Source organism: Streptomyces sp. NPDC091282 (genome assembly GCF_044757385.1).
Classification (GTDB): domain Bacteria; phylum Actinomycetota; class Actinomycetes; order Streptomycetales; family Streptomycetaceae; genus Streptomyces; species Streptomyces gramineus.
The window spans coordinates 454,692-476,861 of record NZ_JBIVUX010000002.1 but is presented as its reverse complement, the minus strand read 5'-3'; the positions used below and the strand labels follow the sequence as shown (position 1 = coordinate 476,861).

Here is a 22,170-nt window from a genome sequence, read left to right as displayed (position 1 = left end):
TGTCGGCCGACAACTGAGTTAACCTGCGACCGAATGTCTGCCGCGCGATGCCGCCGAACGCGGAATCGCCGCTGGTGGGCGGAGCTCTACGGCTCCGGCGAGGTTCCGGGTCCTCGGGGTGGGGACTCTGGGGAGCGGAACGAGGGTGTGCATGAGCGGCATGTCGGCGGACACCCGGGTCCAGGGGCCCGGCGAACAGGAGCTGCGGCAGCTGCTGGCCGGTCTGACGGCGGTGCGGGACGGTGACTTCGGCACCCGTCTGCCCTCCGACGGCGAGGGACTGCTCGGCGACATCGCCACGGTCTTCAACGGCATGGTCGACCAGCTGTCCCAGTTCACCTCGGAAGTGACGCGCGTGGCCCGCGAGGTCGGCACCGAGGGCACGCTCGGCGGGCAGGCGCAGGTCCCGGGGGTGTCCGGCACCTGGGCGGACCTGACCGACTCCGTGAACGCCATGGCCGGCAACCTGACCACGCAGGTCCGTGACATCGCCCAGGTGGCCACCGCGGTGGCGCGCGGGGACCTCTCGCAGAAGATCGACGTGCCCGCGCGCGGCGAGATCCTCCAGCTGAAGGAGACCGTCAACACGATGGTCGACCAGCTGTCCGCGTTCGCCGACGAGGTGACCCGTGTCGCCCGCGAGGTCGGCAGCGAGGGCCGCCTCGGCGGCCAGGCGCAGGTGCCCGGGGTCGGCGGCGTCTGGCGCGACCTCACCGATTCGGTCAACTTCATGGCCGGAAACCTCACCTCCCAGGTCCGCAACGTCGCCCAGGTGACGACCGCGGTGGCGCAGGGCGACCTGTCGCAGAAGATCACCGTGGACGCGCGCGGCGAGATCCTGGAGCTGAAGAACACCATCAACACGATGGTCGACCAGCTGTCCGCGTTCGCCGACGAGGTCACCCGCGTCGCCCGCGAGGTCGGCACCGACGGCCGGCTCGGCGGCCAGGCGGACGTCAAGGGCGTCAAGGGCACCTGGCGAGACCTGACGGACTCCGTGAACTTCATGGGCGGCAACCTCACCGCGCAGGTCCGCAACGTCGCCCAGGTGGCCACCGCGGTGGCGCAGGGCGACCTGTCGCAGAAGATCACCGTGGACGCGCGGGGCGAGATCCTGGAGCTGAAGAACACCATCAACACGATGGTCGACCAGCTGTCCGCGTTCGCCGACGAGGTCACCCGTGTCGCGCGCGAGGTCGGCACCGAGGGCAACCTCGGCGGCCAGGCGATCGTGCCGGGCGTCTCCGGGACCTGGAAGGACCTCACCGACAACGTCAACGTGATGGCGTCCAACCTGACCGGTCAGGTCCGGTCGATCGCCCAGGTCGCCACCGCGGTCGCGCGCGGCGACCTGTCGCAGAAGATCACCGTGGAGGCCAAGGGCGAGGTCGCCGCGCTGGCCGACGTCATCAACACCATGGTCGACACGCTCTCCGCGTTCGCCGACGAGGTCACCCGGGTGGCGCGCGAGGTCGGCACCGAGGGACGGCTCGGCGGCCAGGCCCACGTGCCGAACGTGGCCGGGACCTGGAAGGACCTCACCGACAACGTCAACTCCATGGCCAACAACCTCACCGGGCAGGTCCGCAACATCGCCCTGGTGACGACCGCGGTGGCCGGCGGCGACCTGTCGAAGAAGATCGACGTCGACGCCCGGGGCGAGATCCTGGAGCTGAAGACCACCATCAACACGATGGTCGACCAGCTGTCGTCCTTCGCCGCCGAGGTCACCCGTGTCGCCCGCGAGGTCGGCAGCGAGGGCCGCCTCGGCGGCCAGGCCGAGGTGGAGGGCGTCGAGGGCACCTGGAAGCGGCTGACGGAGAACGTCAACGAACTGGCCGGGAACCTCACCCGGCAGGTCCGCGCGATCGCCGAGGTCACGAGCGCCGTCGCGGAGGGCGACCTGACCCGCTCCATCACCGTGGTGGCGTCCGGCGAGGTCGCCGACCTCAAGGACAACATCAACTCCATGGTGGAGTCCCTGCGCGAGACCACCCGGGCCAACCAGGAACAGGACTGGCTCAAGACCAACCTGGCCCGCATCTCGGGCCTGATGCAGGGCCACCGCGAACTGCCCGTGGTCGCCGAACTCATCATGGACGAACTCACCCCGCTGGTCTCGGCCCAGTACGGCGCCTTCTACCTGGCGGAGGACACCGAACGCGGCCACGAACTGCGCCTGGTGGGCTCCTACGGCTACCCGGACGACACCGAGCGGCCCACCCGCATCCCGGTCGGCCGCTCCCTGGTCGGACAGGCGGCACGCAACCGGCGGATCATCAACGTCGAGGAACTGCCCGAGGGTTACGTCACCATCTCCTCCGGACTCGGACAGGCCGTGCCCAGCGCCCTGGTGGTGCTGCCCATCGTGGTCGAGGAACAGGTCCTCGGCGTCATCGAACTGGCCTCGCTGGCCCGCTTCACCCAGATCCACCAGGACTTCCTCACCCAGCTGGTGCCGACCGTCGGCGTCAACCTCAACACCATCGTGGCCAACGCCCGTACCGACGAGCTGCTCGGCGAGTCCCAGCGGCTCACCTCCGAACTGCAGGCCAGGTCCGAGGAGTTGCAGGTACAGCAGGACGAACTGCAGCGCTCCAACGCCGAACTGGAGGAGAAGGCGTCCCTGCTGGCCTCGCAGAACCGCGACATCGAGGCGAAGAACCTGCAGATCGAGCAGGCCAGGCAGGAACTGGAGACCCGCGCGCAGCAGCTGGCACTGGCCTCCAAGTACAAGTCGGAGTTCCTGGCCAACATGAGCCACGAGCTGCGCACCCCGCTCAACAGCCTGCTGATCCTCGCCCAGTTGCTGGCCCAGAACCCCTCGCGCAACCTCACCCCGAAGCAGGTCGAGTACGCCGGCATCATCCACTCGGCGGGCTCGGACCTGCTGCAGCTGATCAACGACATCCTCGACCTGTCCAAGGTGGAGGCCGGCAAGATGGACGTGGCCCCCGAGCGGGTCCCGCTGCGCCAGCTCCTGGAGTACGTCGAGGCCACCTTCCGGCCGATGACCACCCAGAAGAGCCTGGAGTTCACGGTGGCCACCGCGCCGGGCACGCCCGCCGACCTGCTCACCGACGACTCCCGGCTCCGCCAGATCCTGCGCAACCTGCTGTCCAACGCGGTCAAGTTCACCGAACAGGGCTGCGTGGAGCTGCGCATCGAGCCGGCCGCCGACCGCGAGGTCCCGGCGGGCGTGCTGCGCGGCGGCCCGGTGGTGGCCTTCCGGGTCGTCGACACCGGCATCGGCATCCCCCACCAGCAGCTGGAGACCATCTTCGGCGCCTTCCAGCAGGCCGACGGGACCACCAGCCGCAAGTACGGCGGCACCGGACTCGGCCTGTCCATCACCCGCGAGATCGCCCATCTGCTCGGCGGCGCGGTCACCGTGGACAGCGCACCCGGCCAGGGCAGTACGTTCACGCTGTACCTGCCGGTCGCCCGCGCCGACTTCGAGGACCTGCTCGACAACGGCGCCCGGCCGGCGGAGCAGCCCCGGGTCCTCAGCGCCGCGGAGCCCGAGCCCGCGTCCCGCGCGCTGCCCGCCGCAGGACCGGCCCCCGCGCAGCGCAGGCGCCGCCTCCTGGTGATCGAGGAACGCCCGCGCGGACTGCTCACCCTGGTCGCCGAACGGGCCGTCGCCGACCTCGCGCACGACCCCGGCGATCCGCACGGAGCGATCGACCTCATCACCGCCGTGGGCGCGCAGGAGGCGGCGAGCACGCTGGCGGCCGAACCCTGCCACTGCGTCGTCCTGGAGCTCGGCATGCCCGGCAAGGAGGGCGCGGACTTCCTGGAGGCCATGCGCGGCGACTCCGCGCTGGCCAGCGTGCCCGTCCTGGTGCACACCGGGCACCGGGTCGACCTGGCGCAGGAGCAGGCGCTGCGGGCCCTCGCGGGCGGCCGGCCGCTGGACTTCCTGTCCAGCCTGGACGAACTGCGCGAGCGCATCACCCTGCACCTGTCCGCCGAACAGCCCGGCGACGTGCTGTCGCTGGTACGCGCCGACGAACCGCACCGACCGGCGGCCCAGGTGGTGGACGACACCTTCCTCGGCCGCACGGTCCTGGTCGTCGACGACGACGCGCGCAACCTCTTCGCCCTCAGCGGCGTACTGGAACTGCACGGCTTCCAGGTCCTGCACGCCGACAACGGCCGCAAGGGCATCGAGATGCTGCTCGCCCACCCGGACGTCTGCCTGCTCCTGATGGACGTGATGATGCCCGAGATGGACGGCTACGCGGCCACCGCGGAGATCCGCGCCATGCCCCAGTACGCGGAGCTGCCCATCATCGCCGTCACCGCGAAGGCCATGCCGGGCGACCAGGAGAAGAGCCTCGCCTCGGGCGCCAACGACTACATCACCAAGCCCGTCGACACGAACGACCTCATCGCCCGCGTCCGCCGCTGGCTGGCCGTGTGACCGCAATCCGCCGCCACGGCGTCCACCAGCAGGCCGCGTAACGCCCCGGGGCGTCCCAGCCGAGAAACAGGCCCACCGTGAGTGAACTCCCTCCCACGCCCGAACCGCCGCGACCGCTCGACGGCGCCGACGGCGGACAGCCCGACGGGGCACCGGCCGAGACCGGCCCCTCGTCCCCCATCGGCCGGCTGGCGGCGACCGTGGAGCGGCTGCGCCGCGAGGTGCGGGCGGCGCACGCCGAGGCCGACGGGCGGGCCCTGATCGAGCTGGCCAAGGGCATCCTCGTCGAACGGCTCGGCTGCGGCCCGGCCCAGGCGGCCCGGCAGCTGGCCGAACTCGCCGAGCAGGCCGGGGTGACGCCGCTGGAGTTCGCGGTCGACGTCATCAACCAGGCCGCACGCGACCGGATGTCCGAGGTGACCGCCGCCTTCCTCGCGGCCACCGCGGCCGGTACCGAGGCCGTCGACCCGGCGGGCGGCCACGCCTCCGCCGTACGGCTGCGGGCCGCCGAGAGCGGTGCGCTGGCCGCCCACGACACCCAGGCCGTGGCCGAGTCCCTGCTGGAGCACGCGCTGGCCCCGCTCGGCGCCGAGGCGGTCGCCATCTGGGCGCTCGGCGCCGACGGCTCGCTCACCCTGGCCGGCCACGCCGGATTCTCCTCCGCCGAGGCCGGACGCTGGCGGCACGTGCCGCCGGGGGTGGCGACGGTGGCCCGGCGCGGCCTCACCGAACGCTCGGGGCACTGGATCGGCAGCCTGGCCGCGACCGGGCTGCCGTCCATCGGCCAGCACCAGCATCCCGAGGGCGGCCGCGTCGCCGTGGCGGCCGGTACCGGGGGGCGCATCCACGGCGTCCTGGAGATCGTCTGGCCCGGCCCGCTGGACCCGCCGTCCGCGCCGGTCGTCCGGCAGGTCGAGGCCCTGGCCGAGCTGTGCGCGCACACCCTGGACACCGGCTCCCCGGACCACGCCCACGGCGGCGTCCGGCCCGTGCTGCCCGGCCTCTCCGAGCTGATGGACCTGGCCGACGGACTCCACGACCCCGCTCTGGTGCTCGTGCCGCACCTGGACGCCGGCGGCGACCTCGCCGACTTCCGCATCCACCACGTCAACGGCCGTTTCCTGGATCCCGGCGGCAGGCCCCGGGCCGTCATCAGCGGCGCCCTGCTGCTGGAGGCCTACCCGATGGCCGCCGGACACAGCGAGCTGTTCGAGCGGATCGAGCGGGTCTACGCCACCGGCGAGCCCTACCGCGCCCACCGCATGCGGCTCACCGCACTCGTCGACGACGTCCCCCTCGCGGCCGTCGCCGACATCAACATCAGCCGGCACGGCGGCTGCGTCCTGCTCATCTGGCGCATCGAGGACGAGACCGCCCGGCTGGCCAGCCTGCTCCAGCACGCGCAGCGCCTGGGCCGGATCGGCGGCTTCGAGGAGAACCTCCTCACCGGCGAGATCACCTGGAACGGCCAGCTCTTCCACCTCTACGGCAAACCCGACTCCGGTGCCCCGGTGCCGCTGGAGGACCTGCCCGTCCACGCCCATCCCGACGACGCCGTCGCCATCGGCCGCTTCCTGCGCACCCTGCTGCACCACCGCAGGCCCGCGTCCGCCGCCTTCCGGCTGCAGCGCCCCGACGGCGTGACCCGCCACATCCGGGTGGTGGCCGAACCGGTCCTCGACTCCGGCGGCCAGCTGTACGTCGTACGCGGCGCCTACCAGGACATCTCCGCGCACCACTGGACGGAGGTGGCGCTCGCCGCGACCCGCGACCAGCTCGCCCACAGCGAGCAGCAGGCCAGCGAGCGCAACCGGCTCACCCTCCAGCTCCAGCACGCGATCATGCCGCCCGCGGGTGCCCCGCTGGCGGTTCCCGGACTGAACCTCGCGGTGCGCTACCGGCCCGCGGAGACCCAGCACCTGGTCGGCGGCGACTGGTACGACGCGGTCCTGCTGCCGTCCGGGCTGGTGCTGGTGTGCGTGGGCGACGTCGCCGGACACGGCATCGAGGCGGCCACCAGCATGGTGGTCCTGCGCAACGCGCTGCGCGGCCTCGCCGTGACCGGTGCCGGGCCGGGGCAGCTGCTGTCCTGGCTGAACATGGTCACCCACCACCTGACCGGCTCCGTCACCGCCACCGCGGTGTGCGGCCTGTACGACCCCGACCGGCACACCCTGCGCTGGGCCCGGGCCGGCCATCTGCCGCCGGTGCTGGTCCGCGCCGGGGACGCGGAGCCGTTGCCGCTGGTCAAGGGGATGCTGCTGGGTGCCGTACCGGAGGCCGTGTACCAGGAGCACGAGGTGCAGCTCGCCGTGGACGACACGCTGCTGATGTACACGGACGGCCTGATCGAGCGCCGTGACCGGTCGGTGGAGGAGTCCCTGGCGCAGCTGCTGACGACCGCCCGCAACGTTCCCGCGACCCTGGACCAGGCGCTGGACCGCCTGCTGACCCACAGCAGGTCCGACACCGACGACGACACCTGCCTCGTGGGCATCCGCGTGGCGCCGTTCTGAGCGCCGCCGGAGCGGCCGGCGGCGTCAACCGCGGGATCAGGGGTACCTGACCCTACGGAGGTGTCACATGTTCGAAGCAGGCGATATCCGAGAGTGGCGCGGCCACGACGTGGTCGACACCTTCGGGCACAAGGTCGGGATCCTGGAATCGGTCTACGTCGACACGGCGACCGACCAGCCCAGCTACGCCACCGTGACCGTCGGCCTGCCCACCCGGCGGCGCCTGGTGTTCGTGCCGCTCGACGGCGCCACCGTCGGTCCGGGCTACCTGCAGGTCGCCCACGAGAAGGACACGGTCAAGAAGGCGCCGTCCATCGACACGGACGGGGAGCTGCCGGCCGACCAGGAGCCCGCCGTCTTCGCGCACTACTCGCTCGACTACACCCCGGGCGCCGGCGGTGAACGCCGGCTGGCCCGCCGCTGACCCGGCACACGCGACGGCCGATTAGGAGAGCCGATGAGTCTTTTTCTGCTGCTGATCCTCGTGGCCCTCGTCCTGGGCATCATCGGGTTCACCGCGCACGGGCTGTTCTACCTGCTGGTCATCGGCGCCGCGGTGCTGCTGGCCGATCTCTTCTACGCGGGGTTCAGGCTCCGGCACGCGGGGCGCCGCCGGATCGTGCGCTGACCCTCAGCCGCCCTCGACGACGGTGAACAGCCTGATGGCGCCGGTGATCGTCAGGAGCCGGCTGACGGCGGGCCCCAGCGGGCCCACCAGTACCAGGTCGCGCCCGGAGGCCTGATGGCGCAGCCGGGCCTCGATGAGGGCGTTGAGCAGCATGCTGTCCGCGAAGGTGACGCGCGTCAGGTCGACCGCGGTGACGGGCATGGCCGCGTGGTCGGCCGCGTCCCAGGCGCGGTCGAAGCCGTCGACGGCGGCGTAGTCCACGTCCCCGCTCACGGTGATCACGAAGGTCTGCCCGTCGCGGTCGACGTGCGCCCTCAGTTCGGGAGCCGCGGGCATCGAGCCATCCTCGTGTCGTGTCCCGGGATTTTCGAGACATAGCGCACAGTTGACGCGAATCGCGTCAGAAGCAGGGTAGTCGGACAAGGTAAGAGCGTTTCTCAGAACAGTTGTCGTTTGACAATAATAGCCATGAGGCAACAGAGTAGCCGAGTCGGACGTACACGGGGAAGGACCTGGAATGCTCCGGTGGACAGGGACCGCCCCCGGCACCGGCCGCCCCCGCCTTGGAGCGGCGGCGGCCCGGTACCGAGCGGGTTGTTCAGGCGGTCCGGCTGTCGGACTCGGGGGTCTCGTCGGGTATCTGCGTCGCCGCGGTGGCGCAGAACGCCTCCAGCCCCTCCAGGAGGGCGACGCGCTTGGCGGCGGGCATGTCCGCCAGCACCTTCTGCAGCTCGCTCTCGCGGCGGGCCCGCAGATCGGCCAGGAAGGAGCGGCCCCGGCCGCTGAGATGCAGCCGTACCTCGCGCCGGTCCTCCGCGCCCACCACCCGCTCGATGAATCCCGCGGCCTGTAGCCGGTCGCACAGCCTGCTGGTGGACGGCGGGGTGGAGGCCAGGGATTCGGCGAGCGTGCGCAGATTGATGCCGTCGTGGTGCTCGAGGATGTGCAGCACGCGCAACTGGGAGGCAGAGGTGGGCGCGGTCGACGCACGGCCCCATACAACTTCCAGCAGCTCAACGGCCTTGGTGGTCACACGTGCGACCTCATCGGGCTCGGGGCGGCGGCGGAAGGCAGTCACGATCACACTCTCGCAGGCTCTGGGGCGCCTTTCAGCCTACTAGGAGCCTCAGCCCTACCCGACCCCTCGGAACGACCGACGCGGCTCTTCGCGAGGCCCGCCTCCCCGGCGGGGCCCGCGCGTTGCCGGGAGAAAGAATGGTGCATTACTCATCGTGAACAGATTCCAGACCGCTGAGCGCGCGGTGCGCACGGCGGCTCCCCACGAGTTGCTCGACGCCGTGCGCGTCGTGCTGACCGAGCAGTACGGCGCGCAGGCCGTCGAGCTGTTCATGGCCGACTACGGCCTGACGGCGCTGCAGCCGGTGTCGGTGCGGCCGCACAACCTGGTGCCGGTGCCGGTGCACGGCAGCCCCGCGGGCCGGGCCTTCGGCTCGCAGGAGCCCTACTGCGAGGAGGGCCAGGACCGGCGCATGCGCGTGCACCTGCCGGTCAGCGTGCGCGGCGACCGGCTCGGCGTACTGTCCGTGACGCTGCCCGCCGACGAGGCGGCCCGCGCGTCCGTGGCCGAACTCGCCGAGATCGCCGAGGTGCTCGGCCACGAGGTGCTGGTGGCCGAACGCGACACGGACCTGTATCTCCAGGCCCGCCGCAAGGACCGGCTCACCCTGGCGGCCGAGATGCAGTGGCAGCTGCTGCCCGGCCGCTCATGCACTCGCCCCGAGTACGACCTCGGTGGCCAGCTGGAGCCCGCCTACGCCGTCTTCGGCGACAACTTCGACTGGTCGGCCACCGCCGACCACCTGATGCTCTACGTCACGAACGGCATGGGCGAGGGCATAGAGGCGGCGCTGCTGACCAGCCTGGCGATCAACGCGCTGCGCAACGCGCGTCGCGCCGGGATCTCCCTCGCCGACCAGGCGGCCCTGGCCGACCAGGCCGTGTACGCCCACTACCGGGGCCGCTGCTACCTGTCCGTCCTCATGTTCGACTTCGACCTGGACAGCGGACGGGTGAGTGTCGTGGACGCGGGCTCCCCGCTGCTGCTGCGGCTGCGCGGCGGCACCGTCGAGCGGGTCCCCTTCGAGGCGCAGCTGCCCCTCGGCATGTTCGAGGAGACGGACTACGTCGCGCAGGAGTTCGAGGTGGAGCCCGGCGACCGGCTCGTCTTCGTCAGCGACGGCGTGCACGAGGTGAACTCCCCGAAGGGCGAGGCGTACGGCGACCGGGCCCTGGCCCGCGCCATACACTCCACCCGGCTGCTGCCCGCCGCCGAGGTGCCCCGCGCCATACTGCGCGAGCTGGCGGTCCACCGGGGTGAGGACGTCCTGGCCACGGACGACGCCCTGGTCGTCTGCCTGGACTGGCGAGGCCGCCCCTGACCGCGGCGCCCGGTGACCACCCCGGTCGCCCGCGCGGCCGGCACCTCCGGCCGCCCCGCCGGTAGGCCGTCCCGGCGGGCGTCCGCCTGCGGGAGCCGGCGGTGCGCGGCGCGCGTGGTCGGTGCTCCGGCCGCCACCGCCGTCGGGCCGCCCCCGGCAGGCGCGACCGCCGTACGCCTGACGGAGCCGACGGCGTGCGGCGCGTGCGGCCCGCCCGCATGGTGCTCGGCCCGCGGCCCGTGTTCCCCGGTGTGCCGGGCGGGCCGCCGTCCGCTGCGTGGCCCCGATGTGGGCTCCGCCGGACCGGCACGGCCCCGGCGGCCGCTGTTCGTGCCGTACGCCGCCGGAGCGGTCAGGGGCCGCCGTCGCGGTGCTGCCGTGCCGTCCGGTCGTGGGCGGTGAGGAACCCGCGGAGCCCCTGCTGGAGAGCCGCCAGGTCGGCCGGATCCATCGCCGCGAGCACCGCCGTCAGGGCGTCCGCGCGGTGCGAGGCCACCTCGTCCAGGATCCGCTGGCCCAGCCGGGTCAGCAGCAGCCGCACCTCGCGCCGGTTGCGCGGATGCAGCTCGCGCTCCAGCAGCCCGGCCGCCTCCAGCCGGTCGCACAGCCGGCTCGCGGTCGGCAGCCCGATCCTCATGGCCACGGCCAGCGAGGTGAGGTTGAGGCCCGGTTCCTCCCGGAGGATCCGCAGCGCCCTCAGCTGGTGCGGCGACAGACGCAGGTTCGCGCCCTGAGCCGCGTCCGACCACAGGTGGGCGAGCCGGTCCACGGCGTCGGCCAGCGCAGGGGCGAGCGGCACGGGACCGTCGCGCGGTTGACCTGATCGGTCGTCCCGGGAACCACTCAGACCAGTCACGGAGGCATCGCTTTCCGAATCCCGCTGTCAATTGCAGGTATCACCTATGCAAACGCCGTACCCGAAGAGCCGCCGGACAAGCACGTCATGTCCGGTCCGTCGCTCAGGACAGTCTGCGCCAGGTGAGCTCGGCCGTGCGGTCAGCGCCCCACAGACGGGTGGGCGTGGCGACGCGCAGGACGAGATGCGGGCCGTCGAAGCCCACCTCGCGGACCTGGGCCCGGCCGATCCAGTTCGGAAAGAGGCTGGTTGTGACATGGTGCTCGACGGTGGTGGGACCGACGACCGCGAACGGGCCGCCGTAGGCGAGATAGCCGGCCGCGGCCCGCGCCAGCTCGCCGTCCGCCGCGTCCTCCAGGCGCGCCGACCGCAGGGGCGTACGGTCGCCACGGCCCAGCTGGGCCGACATGTATCCCTCGGCGGTGTAGACGATCAGGCCGTACGGCGCGGAGCCGAGCGGGCTGACGACCTCGCCCGCGGTGCTCGTGGCGGTGTACGACACGAGCCGCCAGGCGCCGATCAGCCGTTCGCGGACCGCGTCGCGCGCCACGCGTTCGTGCTCGGCTGTCGTGCGGTCGGGTTCGGACACGGCGGGGCCGCCTTTCGTCGTCGGGTGGAGCCCGCCGGGCTCCGTTCGGAGAGGGGGAACGGAGCCCGCGCGGATGGTCAGTGCCGGCCGGGTTCACCGTCGACGAGCCGCCACAGGCGCAGCGGGTTCGCCTCGCGCAGTGGCTCCGGCAGCAGGTCGTCGGGGAGGTTCTGGTAGGTGACCGGGCGGACGAACCGCTCGATCGCGCCCATGCCCACCGAGGTGAACCGGCTGTCGGAGGTCGCGGGGAACGGGCCGCCGTGGGTGGCGGCGTCCGAGACCTCCTGCGGGATCGAGAAGGCGTTGAACACGATGCGCCCGGTGCGCCGCTCCAGGACGGGCAGCAGCCGTCCGGCCGCGGCGCGGTCGGCGGCGTCGGCGTGCACCGTGGCCGAGAGCTGCCCGCGGAAGGCCCGGGCCGCCTCGAACAGCTGCTCCGCGCCGGACAGCCGCACCAGCAGCACCGCGGGGCCGAACACCTCCTCGCGCAGGGCGGGCTCGGCCAGCAGCCGGTCACCGCTCACCTCGTACAGCAGGGCCTGGCCCTCCCCGGCGCGGGCCGGGTCCGCGCCCGCGCCGACCAGGACGGCGCCGCCCTCCTCCGTCCGCCGCGCGTTGCGGGTGTAGGCCTCGTGTATGCCGGGCGTGAGCATGGTCCGCGCGGCGGCCTCGCGCACCTCGGCGGTCGCGGCGTCCCGCAGCTCCTCGAAGCCGGGACCGTCGACGGCCAGCAGGATCGCCGGCTTCAGGCAGGCCTGTCCGACGTTGTACAGGGCACGCTGCAGCAGGCCCGCGCCGATCTCCGCACCGCGCGCCGCCAGGGCCGACGGCAGGACGAAGACCGGGTTGACGCTCGTCATCTCGGTGAACACCGGGATGGGGTCGGGGCGGTGCTGGGCCCGGCGGTACAGGGCCATGCCGCCGCCCTCGGAGCCGGTGAAGGTGACCGCGCGGACCAGCGGATGGTCGACCAGCGCCTCGCCGATCCCGTTGCCGGCGCCACGGACGAGTGAGAAGACGCCCTCGTGCAGTCCGGCCTCGGTGACCGCCTCCCGGATGACCCGTCCCTGGATCTCGGAGGCGCCGGGGTGGGCGTTGTGGGCCTTGACGACGACGGGGCAGCCGGCCGCCAGCGCGGAGGCGGTGTCCCCACCCGCCACCGAGTAGGAGATCGGGAAGTTGCTCGCGCCGAAGATCACCACCGGGCCCAGGGCCACCTTCTGCAGCCGGTGGTCCAGCCGCGGCATCGGGAGGCGGTCCGGCTGCGCGGTGTCGACGGCCGCCCGCAGGAAGCGGCCCGTGCGGACGACGTCGGCGAACTTGCGGAAGACGCCGGCCGTCCGGACCGTCTCGCCCTCCAGTTGTGCGGTCGGCAGGCCGGTCTCCAGCGCGGCGCGGGCGGCGAGTTCGGTCTTGACCGCCTCCAGCTTGTCCGCGACGAGGTCGAGGAAGGCGGCCCGTCGGGCGAGCGAGGTGTGGCTGTAGCTGTCGAAGGCGTCGTCCGCGAGGCGCACCGCGCGGTCCACCTCGGCCGCGCCGCCGAAGGCGAACTCGGGCTCGACGACCTCTCCGGTGGCGGGGTCGAGCGCCTTCATGGTCCCGGCGGTGGCGGCCACCCGGGCCGCGCCGATCAGCAGTTCTCCGGTGAGGTTCATGCGTGCGCTCCGTCGAAGGCGGCGGTCACTTCGTCCGTCGTGGTGATGGCGTGGGCGTAGGTGGGGCCGTTCAGGTCGTGCGCGGCGTGCATCATGGCGGGCTCGAAGGCGGCGGTGGCGTCGCGCACCAGCGTCACGTGGTAGCCGAGTTCCATGGCGTAGCGGCCGGTGGACTCGATGCAGGTGTTGGCCAGGAGGCCGATGAGCACGACGTGGGTGATGCCGTGCTGCTTGAGCTGGAAGTCCAGGTCGGTGTTGGCGAATCCGCTCTGCGCCCAGTGCTCCTGGATCACGATGTCGCCGGTCTGCGGCCGGAAGTCGGGGTGGAACTCGCCGCCCCAGGTGCCGCGGGCGAAGCTGTGCCGCTCCATGATGCCGAGCTGGGTGGGGTTGGGGTGGGCCCACGTCGCGTAGTCGCCGGGCTCCCAGCGCCGGTGCGGGACGAACACCACACGCGCCCCCGCCTCGCGGGCGGAGCCGACGACGGAGCGCAGGTGGTCGAGGAGGCCGACCTCGCCCGCCAGGGCGGCGAGGCGCGGCCAGATCTGTCCGCCTTCGGACAGGAAGTCGTTGTAGGGGTCGACCAGCAGGACCGCTGTGCGGCCCGGCTCGTAGGTCCGGGACATGGCGTACTCCCAACGGAACGATGAATGTGGATGACACGTGACATCCTCATTCAGGATTACGGCCATAATCCTGAAAGTCAAACGAACGGCTGCCGACCTCCTCTGCGAGGCGTCGGAGTATGATGCACGTCATCCAGACCGGGGTACGAGAGGGAGGGCCGTCATGGGGCACTCGCAGGCGGAGAAGGCGGCCAGCCGCGAACGGGTCCTCCGCATCGCCGCGCGCAAGGTCCGCACCGACGGCGTCGGCGGGCTCGGCGTCGCGGACGTGATGAAGGAGGCCGGACTCACCCACGGCGGCTTCTACAAGCACTTCGCGTCGCGCGACGACCTCGTCACCCAGGCCGCCGCCGCTGCCCTGACCGAGGGATCGGCGAAGATGGAGCGGGCCGCGCGGAAGAACGAGCGGGACGCACGGGCCGGCCTCCTCGACGCGTACCTGAGCGAGCAGCACCGCGACACCCCGGCCACCGGCTGCGCGCTGGTCCCGCTCGGCGCCGCCGCGGGACGCGACGGCACCGACGGCGACGTCCACCTCAAGGACGCCTACGAGCGCCAGGTCCGCGCCTACCTGGACCTGATCGCGGGCCTCGACGAGAACGCCGGGGACGCCGAGGACGCCGAGGACGCCGAGGACGCCAGGGCCGAGGCCGTGCTCACCCTCAGCGCGCTGGTCGGGGCCGTACTCATGTCCCGGGCCGTGGCCGACGGCGACCTCTCGGACGAGATCCTGGAAACGGTCAACCGCCGGCTCAAGCACCGCGCCGGGCCCCGTCCCGCGCAGGCCTGACGCACCCCCGCCGCGCCGGGCGCCCTGTTCGGGGCGGAAGCCCCGCGGAGGAGCACGAGGTCGCTCAGACCGGTCGCGGACCGATGCCCGCGTGCACGCCCTCGCCGACGAGGAGTTCGGCGTCGGTCGCCGCCAGGACCTCCGCCGCGGTGACACCAGGAGCGGTCTCGACCAGCCGCAGCCCCTCGGCCGTGACATCGATGACGGCCAGGTCGGTGATCACCCGGTCCACCACCCGGCGCCCGGTGGCGGGCAGGCTCAACTCCTCGACCAGCTTGGGGCTGCCGTCCTTGGCGACGTGTTCCATGACGACCAGCAGCCGGCGCGCACCGTGGACGAGGTCCATCGCGCCGCCCATGCCCTTGACCACCCTTCCGGGGATCATCCAGTTGGCCAGGTCGCCGCGGGCCGAGACCTGCATGGCGCCCAGCACGGAGACGTCGATCCGGCCGGCCCGGATCATGCCGAAGGACAGGGCCGAATCGAAGTAGGCGGTGCCGGGGACGGTGGTCACCGTCTCCTTGCCCGCGTTGACGAGATCGGGGTGCTCCTCGCCGTCGTACGGGTAGGGGCCCACGCCCAGGATGCCGTTCTCCGAGTGCAGCACCACGTGCACCCCGTCCGGCAGATGACCGGGGATCAGCGTGGGCAGACCGATGCCCAGGTTCACGTACTGGCCGTCGCGGAGTTCCCGGGCGGCGCGGGCGGCGAGCTGGTCGCGGTCGAGCGGCATGGTCAGTTCTCCTCGGAGTCGGGGCGCGAGACGGCTGCTTCGGCGTGGGTGCGCGCCGGGCGCACGGTGCGGCGCTCGACGCGTTTGTCCAGCGACGCGTCGGCGGCGACCACCCGGTCCACGTACACGCCCGGCAGATGGACGGCGTCCGGCGGCAGTTCACCGGCCGCCACGACGCGTTCCGCCTCCACGACGGTCACCCGCCCCGCCATCGCGCACAGCGGGTTGAAGTTGCGGGCGGCCGCGTGGAAGACGCAGTTGCCGTGCCGGTCGGCGACCGCGGCCCGCACCAGGGCGAAATCGGCGGTGATGGCCTCCTCCAGCAGGTAGCGGCGGCCACCGAACTCACGGGTCTCCTTGGGCGGGGACGCCACCGCCACACCGCCGTCGGGAGTGTGCCGCCAGGGCAGCCCGCCCTCCTCGACCTGGGTGCCCACGCCCGCCGGGGTGTAGAAGGCCGGGACACCGCTGCCGCCGGCCCGCAGCCGCTCGGCGAGCGTGCCCTGCGGGGTCAGCTCCACCTCCAGTTCGCCCGACAGGTACTGGCGGGCGAACTCCTTGTTCTCGCCGACGTAGGAGGAGGTCATCCGGGCGATGCGGCCGGCGCGCAGCAGCAGCCCCAGCCCCCAGTCGTCCACACCGCAGTTGTTGGACACGATCCGCAGCCCGGACGCGCTCGCCTCGGACAGCGCGGCGATCAGCGTCGACGGGATGCCGCACAGCCCGAAACCCCCGACGGCCACGGTCGCACCGTCGGGGATGTCCGCCACTGCCAGCGCGGCCGCGGCCACCACTTTGTCCATGCCGATTCCTTCTCCACAGAGGTGCGCACCGCGCGCCGGCCCGGGTCCGCACCCGACGTCACGACGACGGCCGGCCGCTCCTCACCCTTGCCCGCACCCGCCGTCACGGGCCATGTGCGCCGGAGCCACGACCGGGCCGCGAAGAGCGGTGACCGGCCACATGCCGCCCGCCGTACGGCGCTTCTAGGGTTCCGGCCATCACGCAGCGCCCCGCCGCTGTCGCGGACCGGTGCCGTCGTCCTGGACGAGGCCGACGGCACCCGGCGACGGGGCGCGACACACGGTCAGGAGCCAATCACCATGCCGTCCAGCCTCAGGTACGCCCTCAGAAGCAGATCCCTCCGTGCGCTCACCCTCCTCGCCACCGGTGCCCTCGTCGCCGGATGCTCCTCGGCCGGCACCGCGGGCACGGAGACCGGCGGCTCCGACGGCGGGCCCGCCGCCGTGAAGGTGGGCCTGGTCTACTCCCGCAGCGGGCTGCTCGCCGCCTACGGCAAGCAGTACGAGGAAGGCTTCAAGGCCGGACTGGCCTACGCCACGCACGGCACGAACACGGTGGACGGCCACCGGATCGAGGTCACCGAACAGGACGACGCCGGCGACCCGGCGAAGGCCGTCGCCGCCGCGAAGTCCCTCGTCGGCAAGGGATACAAGGTCCTCGCCGGCACCACCGACTCGGGCGTGGCGCTCCAGGTGGCACCGCTGGCCGCCCAGAACAAGGTCCTGTACGTCAGCGGTCCGGCCGCCACCGACGCGGTCACCGGCGTCAACGCCTACACCTTCCGCTCGGGGCGGCAGTCGTACCAGGACATCCTCACGGCCGGGACCCTGCTCGGCGACGCCAAGGGCAAGAAGGTCACCGTGCTCGCGCAGAACTCGGCCTTCGGGAAGGCCAACGTGGACGCGGTGAAGGCGGTCCTCGGCAAGGAGGGCGCGCGCGTCGGCTCGGTGCTGGCCCCGCCGAGCGCCACCGACCTGACGCCGTTCGCCCGGCAGACCCGAGCAGGCAGGCCGGACCTGGTGTTCGTCGCCTGGGCGGGCTCCAACGCCCCCGCCCTGTGGACCGCGCTGAGCCAGCAGGGCGTGCTGGAGGCGAGCAAGGTCGTCACCGGCCTCGCGGGCACCGCCTCGTACCCGGTCTTCGGGCCGGCCGGTTCCAAGGTCGCCTTCCTCGCCCACTACTTCCCGGGCGCCGGAGGGGACAACCCGGTCGAGAAGGCCATGCTCGACGGCATCACGAAGGCGGGCGGCACGCCCGACCTGTTCAGCCCGGACGGCTTCACGGCGGCCCAGATGATCGTGCACGCGATCGGTTCCGGCAGCGCCACGGACACCGCCGCCATGGCGAAGGCGCTGGAGGGCTGGACCTTCGACGGGCCCAAGGGCAAGGAGCAGATCCGGGCCGCGGACCACGCCCTGCTCCAGCCGATGTTCACCGCCCGCCTGAAGGGAACCGGCGCCGCCGCCCGGCCGGAGCTGATCGACAGCGTCCCGATGGCCGAGGTCGCGCCACCGGCCGCCGGCACGGCGGGCTGAACCGATGTCCTCCTCCGACACGGCGCCCGCGAGCGCCGCCGGCGCCTCGGGCGACCGGGCCGCCTCCGCCGACGCGGCACCGGTGCTGCGGCTGTGCGACATCGGCTGGACGGTCGGCGGCGCGACGATCGTCGACTCCGTCTCCTTCGACGTCCGCCAGGGCGAGTTCCTCGCCTTCATCGGCCCCAACGGCGCGGGCAAGACCTCCCTGTTCAACCTGGTCAGCGGCCTCAGCCCGGTCTCGCGCGGCACCATCGAACTGGACGGCCACGACGTCACCGCCGAAGCCGCCTACGCCAGGGCCCGGCGCGGACTGGGCCGCACCTTCCAGACCTCCAGCCTGTGGCCCGGGATGACGGTCGCCGACCATGTGCGGCTCGCGGCCCAGGCCGCCGAGGGCGGCTCGTTCCGGGTGTGGCGCCGTGCCGGGACCTACCCGGAACTGGTCGACCGGGTGCTGACGCGCACCCAGCTCGCCCACCGCGCCGACGCGGGCGCCGACGCCCTCTCGCACGGCGAGAAACGCAAACTCGAACTCGCCGTGCTGCTCGTCGGCGAACCCCGGCTGATGCTGCTCGACGAGCCGATGGCCGGGGTGAGCGCCGAGGAGGTGCCCGCGCTGACCGAACTCATCCACTCGCTGCACCAGGACGAGGGGCGCACCGTGCTGATGGTCGAGCACCACATGGACGTGCTGCTGGAACTCGCCGACCGGGTGGCCGTCATGCACCACGGCACGCTGCTCGCCCTCGACACCCCGCGGACCGTGATGGCCGACCCCACGGTGCAACAGGCCTACCTCGGGGAGGAGCTGTGACCCCCGCACCCCTGCTGACCGTGCGTGACCTGCGCGTGGTGATCGGGAGCAGGCACATCCTGCACGGCGTCGACCTGGAGGTGGCGGCCTCGGGCACCACGGCACTCCTGGGCCGCAACGGAGCCGGCAAGACGACGACGGTACGCGGCATCCTCGGCCTGGTCCCGCGCACCGGAAGCGTGCTGCTGGCCGGCGAGGAGACGGTGCGCCTGGCCACCCACGCCCTGGTGCGCCGGGGCATCGGTTACGCACCCGAGGACCGCGGCGTCTTCGCCGCCCTCAGCGTCGCCGATAACCTGCGCCTCGCCGAGCGGTCCGGAGCCGGAGAACCGGCCTACGGCCTCGTGCACGACCTGTTCCCGGAGCTGAGGCGACGGGCCCGGCAGGCCGCCGGCACCCTGTCCGGTGGCCAGCAGCAGATGGTCGCCATCGCCCGGACCCTGCTCAACGGCAACCGGCTGATCATCGCGGACGAGCCCACCAAGGGGCTGGCCCCCAAGGTGGTCACGGAGGTCGCCCAGGTCCTGGAGCGCGCGGCCGAGGCCGTCCCGGTCCTGCTCGTGGAACAGAACCTCGCCGTGGTACGGCGCCTCGCCCGCGACTGCGTCGTCCTCGCCGACGGCCGCACCGCGCACCGGGGCCCCACCGGCGACCTGCTCGCCGACGCCGAGGCGGCCCGCCGGCTGCTCGGCGTCGGCAGCACCGGCCACGGCGACGGCACGCGGGCGCCCGCCGGCCGGTCCCCTCACCTCGCGGCCCGCCCCGCCGCCCGGCTCCCGGAGGCCGACACCTGATGTCCACCGTCGTCCTGCTCGTCTTCACCGGCCTCGGTCTCGGGGCCCTGTACTTCCTGGTCGCCTCCGGACTGTCGCTGATCTTCGGGCTGATGGACGTGCTCAACTTCGCCCACGGCGCCCTGTTGTCCGTCGGCGCCTACGGCACCTGGTGGGCCGCGTCCGGCCACCTGCCCGGCGCCGGGCCCGGCGGCGCGGGGTTCGCGCTCGCCGTCGCCTTCGGCACCGCGGTGGGCACCGTCGCCGCCGTCCTGCTCGAACTCGCCGTGATCCGCCCGCTCTACACCCGCCCGCGCGAACAGATCCTCGCCACGGTCGGCGTCGGTCTGGCCGTCCCGGCCCTGCTGTCCGCGATCTGGGGCGCCGACGCCCGGCCCTTCCCCGGCCCGAAGGCCCTCGCGGGCACCTTCGGCCTGCTGGGCGCCGAAGTGCCGCTCAACCGCCTGGTGCTGATCGGCGCGGCCGTGGTCGTGCTGGCCGCGCTCAGGCTGTTCCTCGGCCGCACCCGGCACGGACTGGTCGTCCGCGCGGGGGTGGAGGACCGTGCGATGGTCACCGCGCTCGGCATCGATGTACGGAAGGCCTTCACGCTGGTCTTCGCCCTCGGCGGCGCGGCGGCGGCCCTCGGAGGCGCCCTCGGCGGCCTCTACTTCGGCTCCGTGGACCCCGGACAGGGCACCTCCCTGCTCATCTTCGCCTTCGTGGTCGTCGTGACGGGCGGCATGGACTCGCTCACCGGCGCCGCGCTGGCCTCGGTCGCCGTGGGCCTCGTCCAGCAGTTCGCCAACTACTACACCACCGCCGGACTCGGCGACCTCGCCGTCGTCGTCCTGCTCGCCGCCCTGCTGCTCGTCCGGCCGCGTGGGCTCACCAGGAGGCTCGCATGACCATCGTCACCCAGCCACGCGGCCCGGCCCGCGCCGGGGACCGCACCGTCGCCACCCGCCTGGAGCGGCTGCGGCACGCCTCCCGCCTCTGGCCCGCCGCGCTGCTGGCGGTGCTCGTCGTCGTGCCCTTCAGCGCGCTGCCGCTGCCGGTCCTGCTCGACGGCCCGATCGGCAGCCCGGGCAATCTCCAACTGCTCGCCCTCTGCCTGGTGTTCGGCGCCCTGGCCACCGGCTACGATCTGCTGCTCGGCCGCACCGGACTGCTCTCCTTCGGGCACGCGCTCTACTTCGCCGCGGGCACCTACGTCACCGACATCGTCCTGCTCGAATCGGGCCTGTCGTTCGCCGTGTCCGCGCTGCTGGGACTCCTGGCGGGCACGGCGCTCTCCGCGCTGCTGGGCGCGATCAGCCTGCGGGTCGACGGGATCGCGTTCTCCATGGTGACCCTGGCCTTCGCGCAGGCCGCGTCGATCCTCGTGCAGCGCGACCCCGGCGGCGTCACCGGCGGCGAGGAGGGCAGGGCGGCCCCGGCCGACGGACTTCCGGCCCCGCTGGTGGGCATCCAGCACACCCCGGCCCTGTACTGGACCGCCCTGGCCTACCTCGTCGTCGCGCTGGCCGTCGTGCAGTGGACCGTCCGCTCACCCCTCGGGCGGGTGTGGGAGGGCATCAAGGAGAACGAACGCCGGGTGGAGGTGCTGGGCATGCGCCCCTACGGCTTCAAACTGGCCGCCTTCGTCATCGCCGGCACCCTGGCCGCGCTCGGCGGCATCGTGTACCTCCTGCTGACGGGCGGTGCCACTCCGCGCACCACCACCTCCGACTTCACCCTGTCCCTGCTGGTGATGGTGGTACTGGGCGGCTCCGGCACCCGGTGGGGTCCCATGATCGGCGGCATCCTCTACACCTGGGCCGACCAACGCCTCGGCGACCTGGCCGGATCGCAGACGGTCACCTCGCTGCCCACCGTGCTGCGGGCACCGCTCTCGCAGCCGCTGTTCCTGCTCGGGGCCCTGTTCATCGCGGTCATCTATCTTCTTCCCGGCGGCGTGGTGCGACTGCCGGACCGTATCCGCGCGGCCCGTGGGCCGCGCGCCACCGCCGAGCGAGGAGAGGCCGTGCCGTCATGAACCGCACTCCGAGGACCGCCGCCACAACCCGACCGGAAGCCGGCCCCCCGGCGCGCGAGGAACTGCGGGTACCGGTGCGCGGCGGTGAACTGGCCGTGTCACGCTGGCCCGCGGAGGATCCGGCCGCACCGGTGGCCCTCGCGCTGCACGGCATCACGGCCAACGGCCTGAGCTGGGCGCGCGTCGCCCACCACCTGGCCGGACGGATGACCCTGATGGCGCCGGACCTGCGCGGCCGGGGCGGCAGCGGGCGGCTGCCCGGACCGTACGGCATCGCGGGCCACGCCGACGACACGGCCGCCGTCGCGGACGCGCTCGGCCTGGAGCCGGTGGTGCTGGCAGGCCACTCGATGGGCGCCTTCGTCGCGGCCCTGACCGCCGTGCGCCATCCGCGCCTGCCGGCGGCCCTGCTGCTGGTGGACGGCGGGGTGGGCTTCCCCGTCCCGGCGGACCTGGACCCGGACGAACTGCTCGACGCGGTGATCGGCCCGGCCGTGCGGCGGCTGTCGATGACGTTCCCGGACCGGGACGCCTACCGCGCGTTCTGGCGGAACCATCCGGCCTTCGGCGGCAGTTGGACACCGTGGGTGGACGCCTACATCCAGCGCGACCTCGTGGGGGAGGAGCCGCTGCTGCGCTCCTCCTGCGACCGGGAGGCGGTCCGCGTCGACGGCGTCGACCAGCTCCGGGAGGAGGTGTCGGGCGCGGTGCACCGGCTGCCCCGCCCGGCCGTGCTCCTGTGGGCCGAGCGCGGCCTGATGGACGAGCCGCAGGGGCTGTACGACGAGCACCGGCTCGCCGCCGCGAACCTGGATCCTCAACGGGTGCGCCCGCAGCGCGTGTCCGGCACCAACCACTACACGATCCTCGTCGGCGACGAGGGCGCCCGGACCGTGGCGCGGAACCTCCTGCGTGCGGCGGACGCACGGGGAACGAGCGGACCGGGCGCCGTCCCGTCCGGATGACCGCGGCAGCCCCTCCGGGA

Annotated in this window: 20 protein-coding genes; 12 read left to right on the top strand and 8 right to left on the bottom strand. The window is 73.0% G+C overall.

Annotated features, from left to right (window positions below; all coding sequences use genetic code 11):
- The first annotated feature begins 151 nt into the window (after positions 1-151).
- The 4 genes from ACIQOE_RS09250 to ACIQOE_RS09235 all read left to right on the top strand — a co-directional run bounded on the left by ACIQOE_RS09250 (position 152) and on the right by ACIQOE_RS09235 (position 7,570).
- Positions 152-4,426 carry a HAMP domain-containing protein gene (locus tag ACIQOE_RS09250; RefSeq protein WP_351314189.1) on the top strand — a complete coding sequence of 1,425 codons (4,275 nt, stop codon included), beginning with the start codon at positions 152-154 and terminating at the stop codon, positions 4,424-4,426.
- Between the two features lie 77 nt (positions 4,427-4,503).
- Complete coding sequence (locus ACIQOE_RS09245; protein ID WP_401410681.1) at positions 4,504-6,942, top strand: SpoIIE family protein phosphatase; 2,439 nt, start codon at positions 4,504-4,506, stop codon at positions 6,940-6,942.
- Positions 6,943-7,009: 67 nt separating this feature from the next.
- Positions 7,010-7,366: a PRC-barrel domain-containing protein gene (locus ACIQOE_RS09240; protein WP_401410679.1), complete on the top strand. Its 357-nt coding sequence runs from the start codon at positions 7,010-7,012 to the stop codon at positions 7,364-7,366.
- A gap of 33 nt (positions 7,367-7,399) precedes the next feature.
- Complete coding sequence (locus ACIQOE_RS09235; protein WP_351314180.1) at positions 7,400-7,570, top strand: hypothetical protein; 171 nt, start codon at positions 7,400-7,402, stop codon at positions 7,568-7,570.
- 3 nt (positions 7,571-7,573) lie between these two features.
- Here ACIQOE_RS09235 and ACIQOE_RS09230 read toward each other — a convergent pair whose 3' ends face one another.
- Positions 7,574-7,906 (bottom strand): STAS domain-containing protein, encoded by a 333-nt coding sequence (locus ACIQOE_RS09230; RefSeq protein WP_351314177.1) that lies wholly within the window; start codon positions 7,904-7,906, stop codon positions 7,574-7,576.
- Positions 7,907-8,168: 262 nt separating this feature from the next.
- Positions 8,169-8,603 (bottom strand): MarR family transcriptional regulator, encoded by a 435-nt coding sequence (locus ACIQOE_RS09225; RefSeq protein WP_351314175.1) that lies wholly within the window; start codon positions 8,601-8,603, stop codon positions 8,169-8,171.
- Between the two features lie 199 nt (positions 8,604-8,802).
- On the opposite strand from ACIQOE_RS09225, the gene ACIQOE_RS09220 reads away from it, so the two are divergent.
- Complete coding sequence (locus tag ACIQOE_RS09220) at positions 8,803-9,969, top strand: PP2C family protein-serine/threonine phosphatase (protein ID WP_401410676.1); 1,167 nt, start codon at positions 8,803-8,805, stop codon at positions 9,967-9,969.
- A 352-nt stretch (positions 9,970-10,321) separates the two neighbouring features.
- On the opposite strand, the gene ACIQOE_RS09215 is transcribed toward ACIQOE_RS09220, so the two are convergent.
- The 4 genes from ACIQOE_RS09215 to ACIQOE_RS09200 form a co-directional block, all read right to left on the bottom strand.
- Positions 10,322-10,825, bottom strand: a complete 504-nt coding sequence (locus tag ACIQOE_RS09215) for a MarR family winged helix-turn-helix transcriptional regulator (protein WP_401410674.1) — start codon at positions 10,823-10,825, stop codon at positions 10,322-10,324.
- Positions 10,826-10,928: 103 nt separating this feature from the next.
- Positions 10,929-11,414 carry a lipocalin-like domain-containing protein gene (locus ACIQOE_RS09210; RefSeq protein WP_401410672.1) on the bottom strand — a complete coding sequence of 162 codons (486 nt, stop codon included), beginning with the start codon at positions 11,412-11,414 and terminating at the stop codon, positions 10,929-10,931.
- A 77-nt stretch (positions 11,415-11,491) separates the two neighbouring features.
- Positions 11,492-13,069, bottom strand: a complete 1,578-nt coding sequence (locus ACIQOE_RS09205) for an aldehyde dehydrogenase (NADP(+)) (protein ID WP_401410670.1) — start codon at positions 13,067-13,069, stop codon at positions 11,492-11,494.
- Complete coding sequence (locus ACIQOE_RS09200) at positions 13,066-13,695, bottom strand: isochorismatase family cysteine hydrolase (protein ID WP_401410667.1); 630 nt, start codon at positions 13,693-13,695, stop codon at positions 13,066-13,068. Before ACIQOE_RS09200 ends, ACIQOE_RS09205 begins: the two co-directional genes overlap by 4 nt.
- A 163-nt stretch (positions 13,696-13,858) precedes the next feature.
- Between ACIQOE_RS09200 and ACIQOE_RS09195 the strand changes: the two genes are divergently transcribed.
- Positions 13,859-14,485 carry a TetR/AcrR family transcriptional regulator gene (locus tag ACIQOE_RS09195; RefSeq protein WP_401410665.1) on the top strand — a complete coding sequence of 209 codons (627 nt, stop codon included), beginning with the start codon at positions 13,859-13,861 and terminating at the stop codon, positions 14,483-14,485.
- A gap of 64 nt (positions 14,486-14,549) precedes the next feature.
- Here the strand turns inward: ACIQOE_RS09195 and ACIQOE_RS09190 are convergent, their stop codons facing one another.
- Together ACIQOE_RS09190 and ACIQOE_RS09185 are read right to left on the bottom strand one after the other, a co-directional pair.
- Positions 14,550-15,218 (bottom strand): 3-oxoacid CoA-transferase subunit B, encoded by a 669-nt coding sequence (locus ACIQOE_RS09190; RefSeq protein ID WP_351314154.1) that lies wholly within the window; start codon positions 15,216-15,218, stop codon positions 14,550-14,552.
- 2 nt (positions 15,219-15,220) lie between these two features.
- On the bottom strand, positions 15,221-16,021 hold the full coding sequence (locus ACIQOE_RS09185) for a CoA transferase subunit A (protein WP_401410663.1): 801 nt from the start codon (positions 16,019-16,021) through the stop codon (positions 15,221-15,223).
- Between the two features lie 300 nt (positions 16,022-16,321).
- On the opposite strand from ACIQOE_RS09185, the gene ACIQOE_RS09180 reads away from it, so the two are divergent.
- Genes ACIQOE_RS09180 through ACIQOE_RS09155 form a run of 6 tightly spaced genes read left to right on the top strand, consistent with a single transcriptional unit; the run spans position 16,322 to position 22,150 of the window.
- Positions 16,322-17,557 (top strand): substrate-binding domain-containing protein, encoded by a 1,236-nt coding sequence (locus ACIQOE_RS09180; RefSeq protein ID WP_401410661.1) that lies wholly within the window; start codon positions 16,322-16,324, stop codon positions 17,555-17,557.
- A 4-nt stretch (positions 17,558-17,561) separates the two neighbouring features.
- Entirely contained in the window at positions 17,562-18,374 is an 813-nt protein-coding gene (locus tag ACIQOE_RS09175; RefSeq protein WP_401410659.1) for an ABC transporter ATP-binding protein, read from the top strand.
- Entirely contained in the window at positions 18,371-19,168 is a 798-nt protein-coding gene (locus ACIQOE_RS09170) for an ABC transporter ATP-binding protein (RefSeq protein ID WP_401410657.1), read from the top strand. Before ACIQOE_RS09175 ends, ACIQOE_RS09170 begins: the two co-directional genes overlap by 4 nt.
- On the top strand, positions 19,168-20,055 hold the full coding sequence (locus ACIQOE_RS09165; protein ID WP_401410655.1) for a branched-chain amino acid ABC transporter permease: 888 nt from the start codon (positions 19,168-19,170) through the stop codon (positions 20,053-20,055). Before ACIQOE_RS09170 ends, ACIQOE_RS09165 begins: the two co-directional genes overlap by 1 nt.
- A complete protein-coding gene (locus ACIQOE_RS09160; RefSeq protein WP_365568115.1) occupies positions 20,052-21,185 on the top strand; it encodes a branched-chain amino acid ABC transporter permease in 1,134 nt (377 codons plus the stop codon). The genes ACIQOE_RS09165 and ACIQOE_RS09160 overlap by 4 nt, the downstream gene beginning before the upstream one ends.
- Complete coding sequence (locus ACIQOE_RS09155; protein ID WP_401410653.1) at positions 21,182-22,150, top strand: alpha/beta hydrolase; 969 nt, start codon at positions 21,182-21,184, stop codon at positions 22,148-22,150. The genes ACIQOE_RS09160 and ACIQOE_RS09155 overlap by 4 nt, the downstream gene beginning before the upstream one ends.
- Positions 22,151-22,170: the final 20 nt, after the last annotated feature.